Source organism: Gammaproteobacteria bacterium (assembly GCA_028819075.1).
GTDB lineage: Bacteria > Gemmatimonadota > Gemmatimonadetes > Longimicrobiales > Gaopeijiaceae > BD2-11.
The window spans coordinates 191,061-208,815 of record JAPPMM010000043.1; the positions used below are offsets into that span (position 1 = coordinate 191,061).

The 17,755-nt window shown below is 67.1% G+C and carries 16 protein-coding genes; 3 read left to right on the plus strand and 13 right to left on the minus strand.

Annotated elements, in window-relative coordinates; genetic code table 11:
• Positions 1 to 5: 5 nt before the first annotated feature.
• Positions 6 to 731 (minus strand): DUF192 domain-containing protein, encoded by a 726-nt coding sequence (locus tag OXU32_11180; GenBank protein MDE0074511.1) that lies wholly within the window; start codon positions 729 to 731, stop codon positions 6 to 8.
• On the opposite strand from OXU32_11180, the gene OXU32_11185 reads away from it, so the two are divergent.
• The 3 genes from OXU32_11185 to OXU32_11195 all read left to right on the plus strand — a co-directional run bounded on the left by OXU32_11185 (position 730) and on the right by OXU32_11195 (position 3,092).
• Positions 730 to 984: a hypothetical protein gene (locus OXU32_11185; protein MDE0074512.1), complete on the plus strand. Its 255-nt coding sequence runs from the start codon at positions 730 to 732 to the stop codon at positions 982 to 984. The genes OXU32_11180 and OXU32_11185 overlap by 2 nt on opposite strands.
• Before the next feature lie 7 nt (positions 985 to 991).
• Positions 992 to 1,195, plus strand: coding sequence for a hypothetical protein (locus tag OXU32_11190; protein MDE0074513.1), 204 nt, complete (start codon positions 992 to 994; stop codon positions 1,193 to 1,195).
• Positions 1,196 to 1,337: 142 nt separating this feature from the next.
• Positions 1,338 to 3,092: an amidohydrolase family protein gene (locus tag OXU32_11195; protein ID MDE0074514.1), complete on the plus strand. Its 1,755-nt coding sequence runs from the start codon at positions 1,338 to 1,340 to the stop codon at positions 3,090 to 3,092.
• Positions 3,093 to 3,099: 7 nt separating this feature from the next.
• Here the strand turns inward: OXU32_11195 and OXU32_11200 are convergent, their stop codons facing one another.
• The 12 genes from OXU32_11200 to OXU32_11255 all read right to left on the minus strand — a co-directional run bounded on the left by OXU32_11200 (position 3,100) and on the right by OXU32_11255 (position 17,441).
• Positions 3,100 to 4,056 carry a hypothetical protein gene (locus OXU32_11200; GenBank protein MDE0074515.1) on the minus strand — a complete coding sequence of 319 codons (957 nt, stop codon included), beginning with the start codon at positions 4,054 to 4,056 and terminating at the stop codon, positions 3,100 to 3,102.
• A gap of 233 nt (positions 4,057 to 4,289) precedes the next feature.
• A complete protein-coding gene (locus tag OXU32_11205; GenBank protein MDE0074516.1) occupies positions 4,290 to 4,556 on the minus strand; it encodes a cytochrome C oxidase subunit IV family protein in 267 nt (88 codons plus the stop codon).
• Positions 4,557 to 4,599: 43 nt separating this feature from the next.
• Positions 4,600 to 5,235: a heme-copper oxidase subunit III gene (locus OXU32_11210; protein ID MDE0074517.1), complete on the minus strand. Its 636-nt coding sequence runs from the start codon at positions 5,233 to 5,235 to the stop codon at positions 4,600 to 4,602.
• Between the two features lie 77 nt (positions 5,236 to 5,312).
• A complete protein-coding gene (locus tag OXU32_11215; protein MDE0074518.1) occupies positions 5,313 to 7,073 on the minus strand; it encodes a cbb3-type cytochrome c oxidase subunit I in 1,761 nt (586 codons plus the stop codon).
• Positions 7,074 to 7,775, minus strand: coding sequence for a cytochrome c oxidase subunit II (gene coxB / locus OXU32_11220; protein MDE0074519.1), 702 nt, complete (start codon positions 7,773 to 7,775; stop codon positions 7,074 to 7,076). It abuts the gene before it with no gap.
• A gap of 114 nt (positions 7,776 to 7,889) precedes the next feature.
• On the minus strand, positions 7,890 to 8,768 hold the full coding sequence (locus OXU32_11225; protein MDE0074520.1) for a hypothetical protein: 879 nt from the start codon (positions 8,766 to 8,768) through the stop codon (positions 7,890 to 7,892).
• Positions 8,769 to 8,802: 34 nt separating this feature from the next.
• Positions 8,803 to 10,374 carry a c-type cytochrome gene (locus tag OXU32_11230; GenBank protein MDE0074521.1) on the minus strand — a complete coding sequence of 524 codons (1,572 nt, stop codon included), beginning with the start codon at positions 10,372 to 10,374 and terminating at the stop codon, positions 8,803 to 8,805.
• Positions 10,375 to 10,406: 32 nt separating this feature from the next.
• Entirely contained in the window at positions 10,407 to 11,210 is an 804-nt protein-coding gene (locus OXU32_11235; GenBank protein ID MDE0074522.1) for a cytochrome c, read from the minus strand.
• Between the two features lie 27 nt (positions 11,211 to 11,237).
• Positions 11,238 to 12,038, minus strand: coding sequence for a cytochrome c (locus OXU32_11240; GenBank protein MDE0074523.1), 801 nt, complete (start codon positions 12,036 to 12,038; stop codon positions 11,238 to 11,240).
• Between the two features lie 9 nt (positions 12,039 to 12,047).
• Positions 12,048 to 13,838 carry a cytochrome ubiquinol oxidase subunit I gene (locus OXU32_11245; protein ID MDE0074524.1) on the minus strand — a complete coding sequence of 597 codons (1,791 nt, stop codon included), beginning with the start codon at positions 13,836 to 13,838 and terminating at the stop codon, positions 12,048 to 12,050.
• 34 nt (positions 13,839 to 13,872) lie between these two features.
• Positions 13,873 to 15,321, minus strand: coding sequence for a radical SAM protein (locus OXU32_11250; GenBank protein MDE0074525.1), 1,449 nt, complete (start codon positions 15,319 to 15,321; stop codon positions 13,873 to 13,875).
• The gene (locus OXU32_11255; GenBank protein MDE0074526.1) at positions 15,321 to 17,441 is read right to left on the minus strand and encodes a universal stress protein; all 2,121 of its coding nucleotides are present in this window, start codon (positions 17,439 to 17,441) and stop codon (positions 15,321 to 15,323) included. The genes OXU32_11250 and OXU32_11255 overlap by 1 nt, the downstream gene beginning before the upstream one ends.
• Positions 17,442 to 17,755 lie beyond the last annotated feature (314 nt).

The window sequence follows — 17,755 nt, forward strand, 5'->3', positions numbered from 1 at the left end:
CCCCGCTAGGTCCCGAACACAATCTCCGCCTGGGCCCCGACTGCGATCTCCATCTCCGCAAACCAGCCCTGGGGCACCTCCAGCGCAAACATGGCCGGCCCGGAGGACGTGTGCAGACGGGTGGTCTCGGGCTCCATCTGCTGGATGTCGATGATGCGGGCATTCGCATCCAGATAGGCGATGTCGAGCGGGATGAAGGTGTCCTGCATCCAGAAGGATCGAACCTCTTCGGTGCTGAACACGAAGATCATTCCGGCGCCGGGGGCGAGAAAGTCGCGGTCCTTTAGCCCCTGGCTGCGCTCATCCGGCGTGCGTGCGACCTCGGCCACCACCGTGTCCGCGCCGAAGATCACCCAGGCAAGGTCGCGGCCGGGCCCTGCCGGCATGACCGCCTCGGACGCCTCGGGCCCGGACTGCGCATCGCCCTCGGACCCGTTCGAGCGACAGCCCAGGAGCGGCAGCGCCAGGAAGAGGGAGAGGAGAAGCAGGTGGCCGGGACGCGCCGGCCGGCTCCTGCGCCCTTCGCGAACTGGAGCATGAACGGAAAAAAGCATCGATTGCCTGCTGAAGATGGGAGGATCGTCGTATCCGGAGCGCGCGGGCGTCTCGCCCTCCCGGGCGAGCGACGGTGGGCGGGCGTTTCCATCGATTCGCCTGCCATGATAACTTACGGGCGTCTCCGGGGAAGGGTCCCGATCTCCCGAAAACGCGACGGAACTCAGGAAGCGCATGCTCGACCCGGAACTCCTCGACATTCTCGTCTGCCCCGAAACGCGCACCCCACTGCGCATGGCCGGCGACGATCTGCTGAGGGCGCTCAACCGAGCCGTCGCAGGGGGCGCGGTCCGCAACCGGCGCGGCGACCTCCTGACCGATCCTGTCACGGCGGGGCTGGTCCGCGAGGACGGGACCGTCCTGTACCCGATACGGGACGGCATCCCCATCATGCTCATCGACGAGGCCATCGCCGTCGACAACCTCTGACCACCCCATGTCCCTGATCGGTTTCCACCGCTTTCTCATCTATTCGGGCATCATCTTCTGCCTGGCCTTCTCGGGCTACGAGTTCGTCCAGTACTCCCGCTCGTCCTCCCTCGGCGATCTCCTGCTCGGGATCGTCTTCCTGACGCTGGGCATCCTTCTCGCCTATTACCTGTCGCGGCTGGCTGACTTTCTCGCGGGCAAGGGACGGTAACGCCGTCATCCAGCTCTCCTGACCGGAGCCTCACGCCCAACGCAGCCGTCTCGCGGAGGTCCGGCGGCCGTCGTACTCTTCAGGGAAGCCGGTCAGGCCGCTGCTGTCCGGCAACTCATGGAATTCAGGGGAGGAACAACCCATGCGCGGCTTCACTATTCCGCTCGCCATCCTGTTCGCCATCGCCGTCCATCCCCTCACCGCCCGGGCTCAGTCCTTCGACCTCCTGATTCGAGGAGGACATGTGCTGGACGGCACCGGCAATCCCGCGTTCGTCGCGGATGTGGGCGTCTCCGGAGGCGAGATCGTCGCGGTGGGGGATCTGGCCGGTGCGAGCGCGGCCCGCGAGATCGACGCCACCGGGCTCCACGTCACGCCCGGCTTCATCGACATGCACTCGCATGCGGACCGCAGCCTGTTCACCGGCGGCATCGAGATCCGCAGGGCATCGAACCTCGTTGCCCAGGGGATCACGACCGTCGTGTTCGGGCCGGACGGACGAAATCCCGTTTGGCCCCTGGAAGCCGAGATCGCGGGGTACGAGAACGGAGGCACGGCGCTGAACGTGGTTCCGATGGTCGGCCACGCCACGGTTCGCACCGTCGCGATGGGCGACGACTACGAGCGCCACGCGACTCCGGAGGAGATCGCGGTGATGGTCGCCGAGGTCCGCCAGGGGATGGAGGCCGGAGCCTGGGGGCTGGGCGCCGGACCCGAGTACCGGCCCGGGCGCTTCTCCACGACCGAGGAGATCATCGCCCTGGCGCACGTCGTCGCCGACTACGACGGCTTCTACTACTCCCACCAGCGCAGCCAGTCCCCGCTTCCGCTGTGGCTCACTCCGAGCATCGTGGGCGAGTACACGCCGCCTCCGACCTGGCCGCGGGGCTGGAGGCTCACGGCCACCGACGGCATGGGCGAGACCATTCGCATCGGGCGCGAAACCGGCATCCGCGTGGTGGGCACCCACATCAAGGCGAAAGGTCCGACCACCTGGGGCCAGTCGGCGACCGACGTGGCCGCGATCAATCGTGCCCGCGCCGAGGGCGTCCAGGTCTACCTCGACCAGTACCCCTACGAGACCTTCGGCGGTGGTTCAGCGGAGGTGATTCCGGCGTGGTACTATGCGCCGCTGGGCGAGAGCCGCGCCGGCGGGCTGGACGACCCGAAGTGGCGGGTCATCCACAGCGAGCTCTTCGCGAACTACAAGGACAACCTTCGCCGCTATCTGGATGACCCCCAACTGCACCGCGAGATGGTCGCGGACATCGAGTACATGCTCGACCTCCAGGGCGGGGCCGACCGGCACGTTATCGTCATCTCGCCCCAGGACGAGTCACTCGTCGGGCGCACCCTCGCGGAGGTGGCCAAGGCCAACGGGCGGACGCCGGTGGAGCAGCTCATCCGGTTCGCGCTCGACAGCGAGCCAACGCTTCGCTCAGGCGTCCGCTTCCGTCCCCTGGCGGGAAGCCCGGAGGACGTCGAGCGGTACATGCGCCAGGACTTCACGGCGACCGGCACGGACGGGGGCATCGTCCCCAACCCGGCACCCGGGCAACATCCCCGCTACTACGGGACGTATCCGCACAAGATCGCCACCTACGTCCGCGACAAGGGCACCATCACGCTGCCGTTCTTCGTGCGCTCCTCGACCGGCCTGCCCGCGCAGATCATCGGACTCCCCGACCGCGGGTACATCCGTCCGGGACAGAAGGCCGACCTGGTCGCCTTCGACTATCCGGGGGTGCAGGACCACGCCACGATCCTCGATCCGGGTGGCGGAAACGAGGGCATCGAGTACGTCTTCGTGAACGGCGAGGCGGTGGTCGACGGAGGCGAGCTGACCGGGGCCCTCCCCGGGCGGGTACTGCGGCGGCACGAGGTGCGCGGGCGGTAAGCCCCCCTCAGGCCGTCCTGTCCATCGGGTTCGCGGCGAAGGCGGCGCGCAGCTTCGGGTGCTTGCGCCACAGGTAGTACCCCATCCCGCCCGCCGCCAGCACGTTCGCGAACGCGATCGACGTCCAGGCCAGGGGCCCGAGGAGGAACTCTGCCCCGAGCGCGATGAAGCCCATGAAGGCGGCCTCGAAGGCGACGAACAGGAGCACGGCCCCGAGCAGGAGCGGCGGCACTTCCTCCGCCTGCGTAAGGACGGCCGACGCGACCACCCCCATCACCGCGAACGCGCCGAGGTGCACGGCGGAATAACCCACCACCGCCCCCATGTGGATCGAGACGGCGTCGAGGTCGGTGACCCCGAGGAACAGGGCCGACCCCAGCGCGCTGGGCGTGAAGAAGGGCTGGCCCGAAACCGTGTCGAAGATCAGGAACCAGACCGCCACCACGGCCGCGCCGATCAGGCCCGCGACGATGCCCTCGGTCAGGATGTGCTGGCGGCGCATGATCGACCACCAGCTGACCTCCGGCGCCGCCCCCATCATGTGCAGGTAGCCGACCAGCGTAACCCCCGCGATCAGATTGCCGGTCAGATACTCCAGCCAGCCCAGGCTCTCGACGATATCCACCCCGGTAACCGCCACGCTCGCAAAGAACACCAACTCGTACAGGATGAATCCGACGATCAGCCCCGCGAGGACGCCGGGCACCGCCCTGATCCTGCCCAGCAGCCACGCTACCGCCACTCCGGCCAGCGCGAAGAGCGCCAGGTGAATCACGGAGTACAGCAGGATACTGCCCGGAGTCACGGCGACCGTGTCACGACCCAGAAGGGCGGCTTCCAGGAACGCCGGGGTGCGGAAGGGCTGGCCCTGTGACGCGTCGATGGCCAGAAACCACAGCGCCATCGCAACGGCGCCGAGCATGCCCGACAGGGCCCCGGGATAGAAGAACCGCTTCACGAACATGGACCGCCTCCTTCAGTTGGGCCGGAGGGAACCGGCGTCCCCGAACGCTCGACATAGCCCATGGCTATCCGTGACGTTGGGCCCGCCTTGCCGGTTGCCGCAAGAGTAGCCAGAGCCCTCCATCCACGAGAAAGCCCTGACCGCGCCGCATCGGGCACGGTCAGGGCTTGTCGGAACGTCGCGAGACAGGCGGCGCGACTCGCTCGGCCGCCCGCGCCTTCTCCGTCAGCCGATCAGAACTCCGTCAGCACGGCGATCACCAGAATCACCGCCAGCGGCAGCGGGCTCGCGGCCAGGATCCACAGCCGTTTGGGCTCCCACTTCAGGTGCATGTAGTAGATCGCCACCAGCAGGGCCTTCCAGAGCGCCATGAGGATCAGCCCCGTGGCCAGCAGCCACTGCGGAAGGGCGAGGAACGCGTACCCCACCTCGGCCATCGTCAGAACGAACAGTATGAACCAGATCAGGAAGTATCTGGGCTCTTCGCCGTTGCCTGCCATCCCGATGTCTCCTTGGTTCCAGGCGGCCGACGCCGCCCGATGATCAGATGAGGTATACGATCGTGAACAGAATGATCCACACCAGGTCTACGAAGTGCCAGTAGAGACCCATGATCTCCACCGCTCCGTAGTTGTCCGCAGAGTATTTGCCCTGCCACGCCCGGTACAGCACGAACCACATGCACAGGATCCCGATGGTGACGTGCGTGCCGTGGAATCCGGTCATCGTGTAGAACGTGGCTCCGTACAGGGCGGCTCCCTCGATCTCGTGGGCCACTCCGTACAGCTCCACCATGGGAACGAATCCCTCCCGGGCCAGGATGATGTACTCGTACACCTGGACGCCGACGAAGAAGGTGCCGAGCAGGATCGTCACCAGGAGCCAGAACCTGAGCCCCTTCTGGTCGCCCTGCGTGATCGCGGCGTAGGCCTTGACCATCGACACGCTCGAGCAAATCAGAACGAACGTGTTGAAGGCCGTCAGCGGCACGTTCAGCACCGCCCCGGGCTCGGCGAAATGATCCGGGTGGGCGAATCGCAGGATGATGTAGGACCCGATCAGGGCCGTGAAGAACATCACTTCCGACAGCAGGAAGATCCACATTCCCAGCTTTACGTTGTAGACCATCATCCCGGGCATGGGATGCCGGTCGGCTGTCGATGCGGCTGGTTGGCTCATGCGTCAGCTATCTCCTGAAGTTCCAGATCACTGGAGGGAATGCGGTTACGCCGGCGAAACGAAGACGGACATCGGGTCTAGTCCGCTACCGGCTGGGGTTCGAGCGCGGGCGCGGCGGTCTCGCGGGGCGGAGGCGCGTCCTGCAGCCAGTAGTCCTCGTCCACATCGGGCGCCGAGTACTCGTAGGGCCCCCGGTAGACGATGGGCACCAGCTCGAAGTTCCCGTGCGGCGGCGGCGAGGGCACCGTCCACTCCAGCGAGTTGGCGTGCCAGGGGTTGTTGCCGGCCTTTTTCCCCTTCCAGATGCTGATGATGAAGTTGAGGGCGTAGATCGCCTGAACCGCCACCAGCGCGAAGACGCACACCGTGATGAACTGGTTGATGGGCTGCAGGGGCTGCAGGAACTCGTACTGGGTGGGGTCGTAGATGCGCCGCATGTGCCCCTGGATCCCGATCGAGTGCATGGGCCAGAACACCAGGTTGTAGAGGATCAGCGTCAGCCAGAAGTGGATCTTGCCCCACTTCTCGCTCATGAGCCGGCCGAACATCTTCGGATACCAGAAGGTGATGCCGGCGAAGATCGCGAACAGGCTGCCGCCGAAGAGCACGTAGTGGATGTGCGCCACGATGAAGTAGGTGTCGTGGATGTAGACGTCGACCGGGGTCGAAGCCATGAACACGCCGGAGAGCCCGCCGATGATGAACATCGACACGAAGCCCAGGGCGTGCAGCATGGGGGTGTGCAGGTGGATGTTCCCCTTGTAGATGGTCCCCAGCCAGTTGAACACCTTGATGGCCGACGGCACCGCGATGACCATGGTCGTGATCATGAAGGTGGTGCCGAGCATCGGGTTCATCCCGCTCTGGAACATGTGGTGACCCCACACGATCCATGACAGGAAGGCGATGGAGACGATCGCCAGCACCATGGCGTGGTAGCCGAAGACGGGCTTGCGCGCGCCGTTGGCCAGCACGTCGGAGGTAATGCCCATCGCGGGCAGGATGAGGATGTAGACCTCCGGGTGCCCGAAGAACCAGAACAGGTGCTGCCAGAGCAGCGGCTCGCCGTCGCTGGCCGGCAGGAAGAACCCGGTTCCGATGGTCTGGTCGAAGAGCAGCATGATCAGCGCGCCCGCCAGGATCGGAATCGCCAGCAGGATCAGGATCGCGGTGATGAAGAGCGCCCAGGTGGCCAGCGGCATCCGGAACCACGTCATCCCGGGCGCGCGCATGTTGATGATGGTCGTGATGTAGTTGACGGCGCCCGCGAGCGACGCGAAGCCCAGGATGGTGAGGCTGATCAGCCATAGCTGCTGCCCCAGGTAAACGCCGGTGTACTCACCGCTCGCGCTGAGCGGGGCATACGACGTCCATCCGGCGCCGGCCGCCCCCCCTTCCACCGCGAAGCTCACCAGCATCAGCAGCCCGGCCGGGAAGGCCATCCAGAACGACGCCATGTTGAGGCGCGGGAAGGCCATGTCGTCGGCGCCGATCTGGAGCGGGATCAGCAGGTTGCCGAAGACCCCCACCAGCAGCGGCATGATCGCGAAGAAGATCATGATGGTGCCGTGCATGGTGACCAGCGAGTTGTAGAACTCGGGCAGCATGATGGCGCCGGCGGGCGTGGGGGCCATCATCTCGTCGGGCAGGAGCATGCCACCGGGCATGGGCTCGCTCGGGAAACCCAGCTGCCACCGGATCATCGCTGCCAGCAATCCTCCCACGACCAGGAAGAACAGGCTCATCAGGAGGAACTGGATGGCGATGATCTTGTGGTCGGTCGAGAAGATGTAACGCCGAATCCACGGCATCTCGTGGGCGTGCGCGTGCGCGTCCATCTACTGGTCCTCCTGATCGTCGGCGTCGTCGGCGTCGTCGGCGTCCGCGCTCTGGGAGGCGACCCAGGCTTCGAACTCGGCCGCCTCGTATACGTTGAGGGTCCCGCCCATGGTCGTATGCAGATTACCGCAGAGTTCGGCGCAACCGATGGGGTACGCGCCCGCGGCGGTCGCCTCGAACCAGACGGTGATGTCCATCCCGGGCACGGCGTCCTGCTTCACCCGCATCTCGGGCAGGAAGAACGAATGCAGCACGTCCTCGGACCGGAGGGTGATGTTGACCGCCTGGTTCACCGGGACATGCATGATGTTGATCGTCGAGATGTCGTCGGCGGTGCCGGTGACCCCGTCCGTGCCCGCGTAGGTGATCTCCCACTCGAACTGCTTCGCGTTGATGATGTAGTCGAGGGCGTCGGCGGGCACGCTGTCCGGGTTCTTCATCATGTTCCACGAAGGAATGCTGATGAAGGCCAGGCCCAGCACGGCGATGAAGGGGACGGTGGTCCAGATGATCTCCGCCTTCGTCGACCCGTGGATGTAGGTGGCCTTCTGCCCGTCGCGCCGCCGGTAGCGGATGACGAAATAGACCAGGAGCGCCTCGGTGATCACGAAGACGATGCCCGTCACCACGAGGATCGCGTAGTACAGGAAGTCGACGTCAGGCCCAAAGGTGGAAAAACTTTCGGGGAGCATCCAGCTCATGTTGGTGTTCTCCTGCTCGCTGCCGGGGGTGATGCCGGCCGGGCCGGGTGCCCGGCCGCGTGCCGGACCGGCGCCCCTGCGGGGAGGCGCCGGCCCGTCCTCGGCGGCTCGTGTCTAATGTGTCTCGGGAGCGAGAGCGTGGGCTCCGTGGCCGTGCGGATCGATCGGCTCGCCCAGCGGCACCACGGCGTTGGCCGCCATGGCTTCCGAGAAGGAGAAGCTCACCATCGCGGTCTCGCCGGTGGTGACGGTGACGCTGGCGGTCTGCGTGCCGTAGCGCTCGTGCCAGGCCTCCACCACGTAATCGCCGGGCGGGAGCATGCCCAGATCGGCGCTCCCGTCCATGGCCGTGACCCCGTGGAAGGGGTGGTCCAGCACGCCCACATACGCGCTCATCCAGCCGTGCACGTCGCAGCGCACCGGAACCATCACCTCCGCCAGCGGGAAGCTGCGGTTGGTGTCCATGTTCACCGGCTGACTGATGTTGAAGCCGCGGTTCTCGCTGGGCGAGGCGTTGATGTTGTGGGGCAGCCCGTCCGAGTTGCGGAAGGTCAGGTCCTGGCCCGCCTGCACGCCCACGACGCGGGGCACGTAGCGGCAGCCGACCTGGTCCATGACCACCGCGCCGCCCGGGGTGGGGAAGCTCATGCCGGCGTCGAGGCCTTCCCTGACATGGACGAAGACGTTGGCCAGACCGCCGCCGTCACCCACCACGACCTCCTCGGCCGTCGGTGTGTCGGTGTACCGGGCCGCGCAATTCGGCTCGGACGCCATGTCGATCGCATCCATTTCGGGCGCCATGCCCTCGAACATCACCATCGCGTTGATGCCGCCCGCGGTGGCCATGTCGACGGGGGAGGCCATCTCTTCGCCAGCGGCCGCTTCCTCCATGCCGCCGCCCGCCTCGCCGCCACCGCCACCGCCACACGCGATCGCGAACACCGCAGCCGTCGCCATCACCATGGCCCGGCCGCATCCGAACAGGTCTCTCATTCCTTCCTCCGTGGTGCTATTTGAACTTCGATGTCTACGCGTCGCCTTCATCCGGGCCCTCGGCGCCTTCCCGCTCGCGCCTCTGGGCCCGGGCCACAACCAGCACGCCCAGTCCGGCGGTGAGCAGCGTCGCAATCAGCGGCGCAACCACCACGGTGGCCGGCGTCGGTTCCTGCAGGAAAATGTAGTGCCATGAGCTGATCGAGCCCCGGGATCTCGATTCTCCGTTGTCGCCGTCCCAGGCGGCGAAGCCGACGGGTACCGGCTCACCGACGCGGAACTGCAGATCGCCCGGATCCTCGTTCTCAAGAGCGCGGCGGAACATAACAGCCCAGCGGCCCGCCGAAAACGCCGCCTCCGACACGAGCGACTGGCTGGCGTCGCCCTGGGCGGCCATGGTGCCCAGCCCGCGGGCGTCGGCCTCCTGCGCTGCGCCGGCCGTGCTTTCCCAATGCCACAGGTACACGGGGTCCAGCGGATCTCCCATGAGGAAATAGGGCTTGTCCATCCCCTCCGGGATTTCCATGGGGAACTGAAGGTACAGGCCGTCGGGTCTGGGACCTGGTTCCATGTCGCCCTCGTCGGGTCCCACCGCCGACAGGACCTGGGCCTGGAAGGCGGCCCACGCGGTGTCGGGACTCTCGGAGTGGTCGCTCCAGGAGACGTGCACCGCGAGTTCGCCGCCATCGTGCAGGGCGCGCACCCACAGCCCCGCCACCTGCGGCACGAACCAGCGCGGGCTCTCGATGATCTGCCCACCCATCGGGATGTAGAACGCCTCCGCCGACTCCCACAGCGGGTCGTCGACGCCGTCCGGAAGGGGCGCGTCCTCCACCAGGCCGGCCCGGATCACCTCGGTGATGCCCGGCGGGTCTTCGGGAGCGAAGCTGCGCACGTAGTGCGCGAGGTTCCACAGCTGTTCGTCGGTGATGACCCCGGCGTCGATCAGGTCGGTGAACGACGGCATCGGCGTCCCGTCCAGACCGGTGCGCAGCCGCTGGTAGATGTCCTCCACCCTGCCGCCGCCGTTGAAGTACCAGTTCTCGGTCAGGTCCGCCGAGTAGGTGGGCATCCCCGCGTCGTCGACGAGCGTCGGCGAGGAGGTGCCGTCGCCCCTCCCGTCGATGCCGTGGCAGCGGTTGCATTCGATGAGCTCGTAGACCTCCCGCCCGTCGGCGAGCGCTTCCTCGGTGGCCCGGGTCGGGCTGCTGAAGGTCAGGGGCTCGGGGGCCTCGCCGGTGGCGAAGAACCGGGAGAAGCTCTTGAGGTAGTCGACGAGCGCGAGTCGCTCTTCGAGACTGAGCTCTTCCTCCCATCCGGGCATGGTCGTGCCCGGCATGCCCTCGTTGATGACGCGCATGATGTCGTCGTCGGTGGGAAGCTGCCCGCTCGCGGTGGTGCGGATCTGGTAGAGCGCCTGGGTGAAGTCGCGCGGGCGCGGCAGCATGTAGGTCGCCGCGTAGCCGTCGCCGAGGCCTTCGTAGCCGTGGCAGGAGGCGCACCAGCGGTCGTAGACGTCGCGCCCGAGCGCGTTCTCTTCCTGGGCGGCGAGAGGGGCCGAAACGGCGCACGTCATCACCGCGGCGAATACGAAACCGGGTACCATCGCAGCCCGTCGACTGCTCGCTCGCGCCCGCATCAGTGCTCCTCCCCTTCGGCGCCCTCTTCCTCCCAGGTGCGCGGCTCCCAGCCGGTCTGTTCGTAGAGGTAGATGGTCACCTGCCAGATCTCTTCGGCGGTAAGCAGGTCCTCCCAGGCGGGCATCGCCGAGTCCCAGGGCGTGGCCTCGCGCGGCAGTCCGGGCCCGCCCTTGGCGATGCGCCAGAAGACGAAGCTCTCGGTGAGCTGTACGATGGTGCCCGGGTCCTGGAAGCTGAGGGGCGCGGGGTTGAAGGCGCTCGCGAAGTGCCCCTGCCCGTCGAGCGCGTCGCCGTGGCAGGGCATGCAGTTCTGGACGTAGATCCTCTTGCCCTCCTCGTAGTGCTCCTCCAGGTCGCCCTCGTGCCGGAGCGGGTTCTCGAGCCCGTTCAGGACCATGGTCTCGCCGCGGAAATCGATCTGTCCGGGGGGCGCCGGGTGCACCGAACGCAGCGCCGCCGGCGCCGAGACCGTGGGCCGCACCCGGTCGAAGGTCATGAAGGCGACCAGAAGGGGAATGGTGACCATGAGCGCCGTGCGCAGGACCTTCTGGCGCGGATCGACCATGACCCGGTGGATGGGGGCCTTGAACTGCTTCCAGCGCTCCTCGGAGTCGCTGACCCAGATCAGCACGCCCACAACCACGGTCCCCATGTACTGCAGGACCACGGTGGCGGGCACCGGCGCGCTGGCGACGCCGAAGAGGGGCGGCAGGAGCCAGATGCCCCATTCGAAGAGAACGTACGCCAGCACCACGACGATCGCCGCCTGGCCCAGCGGATGCTTCCAGGGCTTGGTGTTCATCGATTCTTCTCCCTCAAGGCGCGTCTCCTATCTCTGCGATGCGATGAACTGCACGATCGCCTCGAGTTCGGCCGCCGGGATGTTCCCGAACATCGGGGGCATTATCCCGAGCATCTGCTCGAATCCCTCGGCCGCCGACGCGGTGGGATCGAGGATGGAGGTCCGGATTTCATCGGCGGTCAGGCGAGATCCCATGCCCTCGTAGGACGGCCCCAGCGGCGAGGGCCCGCTGATCGCGTGGCAGGTGGCGCAGGTGTACCGGGTCAGAAGCTCTTCCGGGTCGAGAGGCCCGGTCGGACCCAGCACGGGAGCGGCAGGCGCAGCCGCCGCCAGGCCGCCGGCGGATACCGCGCCACCGTCGTCCGCGAAATCCGCCCCCGTAACCGTGACCTCCCCTCCCAGGGACTGCAGGTAGGCCACCAGCGCCCAGATCTGCACGGACGAGAGGGTGCGGCTCGCGTCCAGCATGATCGGCGCGAACCCTTCCACCAGGTAGGCGTTGGGGTCCACCATGGACGTATGCAGGTACTGCTTGCAGTCCTCGCCCGGCACGCGGTTCGCGCAGCGCTCGCCGATGAGCCCGGTCCCCGCATGATCGGTGAGCAGGTTAGGGGCGCGCTCGCCCAAGCCGTGGCAGGCCGTGCAACCACCGCCGCCATTGTACAGCTCCTCGCCCGCCGCGATCAGCTCCTCGGGGGTGACGTCGTCCGACAACACCAGGTCCTCGGGCACATCCGACTGGAGCTGCGGGATGGCGTTGGCGACCCAGGTGAACACGCCCAGGCAGCCTATCACAACGGCCAGGATACTCAGGTTGGTCTTTAGCATCTGCCTCCCCTATCCCTCGCTGGGTGCCGGCTGAAGGTCGCTCTGGATCCCGCCCGCGGCCGAGGTCCGGCCCGCCGACGATATCACGGGTTTCTCGGCCAGCGAGCCCAGCCAGAAGATGAAGGCCACCAGCCCGAAGAAGATGAGCACGCAGGCCGAGATGACCACCGACGAATAGCCCAGCGCCGGAGTGGCCGCCCAGGGGCTGGTGTCGCGAATGACCTCGAAGACGTGCCAGTGCTGGCGGATGCCGCTGCGCGCGAAGCCCATGAGGCCCATCAGCCAGGTGAAGGTCACCGCCAGGATGAAGAGGGCGTACTGCGAGCGCTGCGGCATGCGGCCCCACTGGATCTCGCCTCTCGAGGTGGCGCCCCGCAGCATCAGCAGGTCGATGGTGATCACGCCGATGATGCACGCGAGCACCGTGAGCACCTGGTAGACCGAGAAGCCGATGCGCACGAGGGTCGGCACCATGTAGCCGTAGATCCCGTAGAACAGCACGATCGCCGAGGCCACCACGAAAATGGCGCCTTGCACGATCGTTCCCGTGCGCGCCCACGGCACCACCGGTTCCTTGTTGGCGCGCCGGTAGAGCAGGAACGACAGGAAGGTGGTCAGGATCATGAAGTTGACCGCTGTGTTCTTGCCGCTCATCAGCCCGAGGACGCTCAGGAAGGGGTGGTGCGTGCCGCCCATCGCCGCGAACTCCTCGCGGCTGGCGATCATGGTGTTGGGCGTCGCCCATACGATCACGCCCACGATGAGCACGGCGAGCATGTACTTCGTGTAGGGCATGAAGCGCTCCGCCCCGGGTATTCGGCCCATCCCCACCCACAGGTAATAGTTGCCGGCGAGGAACAGAATCCCGATCAGGAAGGCCTGGATGATCCACAGCCAGCTCATGAAGCCGCCCATCATGGTGATGCCCATCTGCTGGTTGAACTCGTAGATCTCGCGGCCCAGCCAGTAGCCCGCGAAGGGCAGAACGATGAGCGCGCCGATTGCGATCATGTTGCCCACGTAGCCCATCCAGTCGTAGTGCGCCCGCTCCTCGTCGCTCTTTGCGGCCAGGAAGCGGTACGCCGCGTAGGCGCCGACCACCGCCCCGCCGAACACGACGTTGGCGATCAGCCGGTGGATGTTGATCGGCATCCAGGTCGCGTTGGTGAGCGCCGCCCACAACTGGACCATCTGCGGAGCCGTGTCGACGGTGACGTCGGCCGGCGGGCTCATCATGTAGGTCAGCCAGCCGTTGGCGATGAACATGACGATCGTGCCCCACACGTTCAGGGCGATGCCCAGCCCCCAGTGGAACCACTTCGCGCGCCCCTGCTTCCAGCGGTCCCAGCCGTAGTAGTACAGGTACAGCGTGAAGGACTCGAAGAAGAAGAGCCCCACGTAGATCCACATCGACAGGTTGAAGATCTGCGCGAGATAGCTGAACAGGGTCGGGTAGATGGTGACCAGCAGGAAGAGCAGGATGCCGCCCCAGATGGCGGTGGCCGAGTACGCGACCAGCAGAAGCCGGGTGAACTCCTTGGACAGCTTGTCGTAGCGCTCGTCGCCGCCGAACATGCCGATGGCCTCGGTGACCACCGCGAACATGGGCACGCCCAGCACGAACGCGGCGAAGAGCAGGTGCACCTGGGCCGCGATCCACACGGCCGCCCGCCCGCCGATGACCGGGAAGTCGCCGTAGTCGCGCCCGGCGGGCACCTGGGCGAACGCGGGCTCCGCCATCACCAGGAGGGCGAGCGCACCCAGCAGAAGGATGGGTCCGGCGCCGGAGCGCCACGTCATACCAGGTTTCGGCACGTTTCTCTCCGAGGTCTTGTCAACTCCGGGGAACATCGTCTTCCTCCGGAGTCCCGTCACGCGATGCGGCCGCGGACATCTGGTTGCGTAGGAAGAAAGGCAGTCGCCTGGAGAAATCAACCGGCATGCCGCGGCGCACCTCCGCCATCACGTCGGCGGTCACACTCGTGTACCCGCGCTTGCGCGCGAACGACTCGACGCGCTCGGACACCACGCCGCGCACGAAACTGGGCACCACGGACAGGCGCGCGCGCGCCTCTTCGGTCCAGGGAAGCCCCGGGGAGGTGTCGTCGCCGTACACGACCGCTCGCCGCGGCTCGATCACCGCCCGGTCGCCGGCCGGTTCGTAGGCGCAGGAATCGTCGGGGCCGAGCAGGTCGCCGGTCAGGGCGTGGGCGCGCGCCCGGCAGCCCCCGCACACCGAACGGTACTCGCAGCGCCCGCACCGCCCGCCCAGTTCGCCGCCCCGCAGCCGGGCGAAGACGGGAGACGACTCCCACACCTGGCGGAAGGGGGTGGTGGTGAGGTCGCCCGCGACCACCGGCGTGTAGGGACAGGGGGTGACCTTCCCTTCGGGGGTGATGCGGCAGTAGTGGACGCCGCACGGGCAGCGGGTGCCGTAGTTGAGCAGCGGCGACTCCTCTCCGCCCTCGATCACGTGGCGCATGATCTGCGGCTGGCACTTGGAGCGCACCATCATGCGGCCCCGGTACTTGCGCTCGAGTTCCACCAGCTCGGCCAGCACCGCCTCGTTCTCTTCCGGAGAGAGGCCCTGCATGCGCTCCCCGCGCCCGGTCGGAACCAGGAAGTACAGGTTGAACGAGACCGCGCCCCGGCTCTCCGCCCAGGCGGCGATCCCGGCCACCTCCGCCCGGTTGCCCCGGGTCACGCTGGTCTGGACGATGAAGTCCAGGCGGTGGGCGGCCAGCCGGTCCACCGCGGCCAGGGTGTCGGAGAGCGCCCCCGACCCGTGGCGGAAGCGGTCGTGGTAGGTGTCGACCAGCGAGTCCACGCTGACCGCGACCCCCTTCACCCCCGCCTCCATGAGCGACTCGATGCGGTGGTCGGTGAGGCGGGTGCCGTTGGTGCCCACCACCACGGTGGCCCCGCCGGCGCTCGCCCGGGCGGCGATCTCTTCCAGGTCGTCGCGCAGGAGGGGCTCCCCACCCGAGAGAATGAGCACCGGATTCGGGTTGACCTCCAGAACCTGGTCGAGCACCCGATGACATTCCGCGGTGGACAGCTCCGTTTCGGCCAGGTGCCACGCCCCCGCGGAGATGTAGCAGTGCGCGCACTCCAGGTTGCAGCGCCGGGTGAGATTCCACGCGACGATGTGCGGGAGACCCGGCGCCGCCCCCGAATCCGCCGATACGCCTTCCGCGACCCAGCGCAGGGAGGGAGTGGTGGAGGGTTCGGAGAAGCCGTCCCGGCCCAGGGTGGGCAGAACGGCGGTGGGCGGACCGGCCATCAAGCTCCTTCTCGCCGCATGAACTGCTCGACGGCCGCCTTCGCGTCGGCGGGGCTTACGGTCTTGAAGTCGACGGGGCAGTCGTCCGCCTGCTCGGCCACGTCCCGGATCGGGCAACGAGTCACCCCGGACGCCTTTGCCTCGTCGATGAACTTGCGCATCTCCGGGGTCAGGCCGTCGACGCCCTCGGCGGCGGCCTTGAGCTGCTTCGTCTGCAGCTCCCGGAACATGACCAGCATGGTGTCGGTGTCGAAGGTGTCGGCCTCCATCATGGCCTGCTTGTTCTCGTCCATGACCCGCGTGGTGATGCGCCAGAAGTCGTGGTCGCGGGCGAAGCGCTCCACCGTGTTGCGGGCCAGGGGGCGGGCGATGAGAGGCACCGCGCCCAGCCGGTCGAAGGCCTCCTCGGTCCATACCACCGGGTCGGCGGCGGTGCGCGTTCGCTCATGCACGTGCCCGGTGTAGGGGCACGTCACCTCGATGGTCGGGTTGGCGGACACCGAATCGGCGTCGCTGCCCTCCACCACCGTGCGCTTCATGGCCTCCGCCGCCTTCACTTCGGCCAGGGCGAGCTCCTCGGCCGTGCCGATCCCCATGATGAGCTGCATGTGGGTGGGCAGCAGCTTTGCGATCGCCTCGTCCAGCCACTTGCTGGTCACCATGGGCAGGGTGGCGCCGGTGTCGCGCCCGGGCTCCAGGACCGGGGGTTCGGCCCCGTTGGATCCGTTGGCCCGCGCGCCCGGGGCACCGTTCGCCCCTGCTCCATCGGCGGCACTGGATCCGTTGGCGGAGGGCCGGGACGGGTCTTCGCCCGGGCGCCAGTTCTCCAGCACGTACTCCTCCACCGCCTTGCGGGCGATGCCGAGCGCGAAGGGCGGGACGCGCAGGATGCGGACCTCCGCCTCCGGAGCCCACTCGAGCCCCATCTCGCCATCTTCCTCGATCCAGGGAATCTCCTCGGGACGAACGTCGGTGGTGCCGATGAGAAGGATGTTCGCGTTCGACTGCCTGAGCAGGTTGTGCGCCTGGGACCCCAGGTCCGTGCCCTCGATGCGGTGCGCCCCGTGGCGCGCGAGGATCAGCACGCTGGGATCGACTTCCTCGGCCCACTGCAGGATGACCTGGAAGGGCTTGCCGATGAGCACCTGGGTCTCGACTTCGACCTCCGGGTACTCCTCCGCCATGATGCGCGCCCGCTTCACGTTCGCCTGGGCGAGCTTGAGCAGGCCCTTGTCGATGATGTTGTTGTGAAGCTCCTCCTGCTCCTCGAACTTGAAGATCTTCGAGGCCTGCACCGAGAGCACGTCCTTGATGTTGCCGAAGACCGCGTGATGGTATTCGACATCGAAGGATGAGCCCACGTAGAGCTTCGCGCCGTACTCCGACGCCATCTCCAGGGCGAGGCGCATGGCCTTGTAGCTGTACGCGGAGCCGTCCACGCACACCATGAAGCTGCCCCCGGCGAGCGGCCGTTCGTTCCGCACCACGAAGGCATCCTTTTCCACTTTCTGCAGCACGCGCGCCACCACGCCGCCGAGCTGCGAGTAGGGCTGATAGCCGATCCCGTGCGCCCCGATCACCATCAGGTCGTAGGCGCGGCCACTCGATCCCGCCAGCTTCTCGTCGTGATCCTCGTCCTCCGCGACGATGCGGCCGTCATCGCCCAGGCGCACGTCGCTGCGCACCTTGTCGCCCCCGTCGTAGCTCGAGGCGATGTTGGGGTCGAAGCCGATGAGGCTCGGCAGGTGGCCCTCCCCCGAATTCACCTCGCTCACCAGCTCCTCGTAGTTGATGCCCTCCAGAAGCTGCCGCGTGAGAGGAACGCCGGCTTTCTGGCACCGCTTGTCCACCTGGTCAAGGAAGGAGTCGGAGATGAGCTGCAGCCCCTTCTCGATCAGCTTGTCGTGGATCTTGCGCTGGCGCTTGATCTCGGCCTCGGTCTGAAACTGGGCGGGGAGGCCGGTCTCCAGCTGGCGGAAGCGGATGTCGTGCAGGCGTGCGGCGTAAACGTGGTTTCCGGTGATGCGGCCCTCGGAACGGTTTGCGAGTTCGATGGCGCGATCCACCGCCCAGTCCGACCAGGGTGAGTTGTCCACCGGCACGAAGATCTCACGGTACATGGCTGCCTCGATTCAAGGTTATCGAGGGACGAGGCGCTTGTGGTTCAGCCATGCGACGCCGGAGCGGCGGGTACAGGGAGGCCCATCCGAGGGGGCCCTGCGGGCTGGAAGCGGTCCACTTGGTTGGGCAAGTCAGGCAGGGCCAAGTCCCCGAAGGCGGTCGCCGAAAGGTCGGCGTACATAACATAAGCGGGCACCCGGGCCCGCTCATCTGATCTCATGTGTCGGCCCCCGCGGAGCCGGGCAAATTATACCGGAAATCGCTTGTCGATGTCAAACACTGCGGAGGGGTCCGGCAACGGCGCATGAAGCGG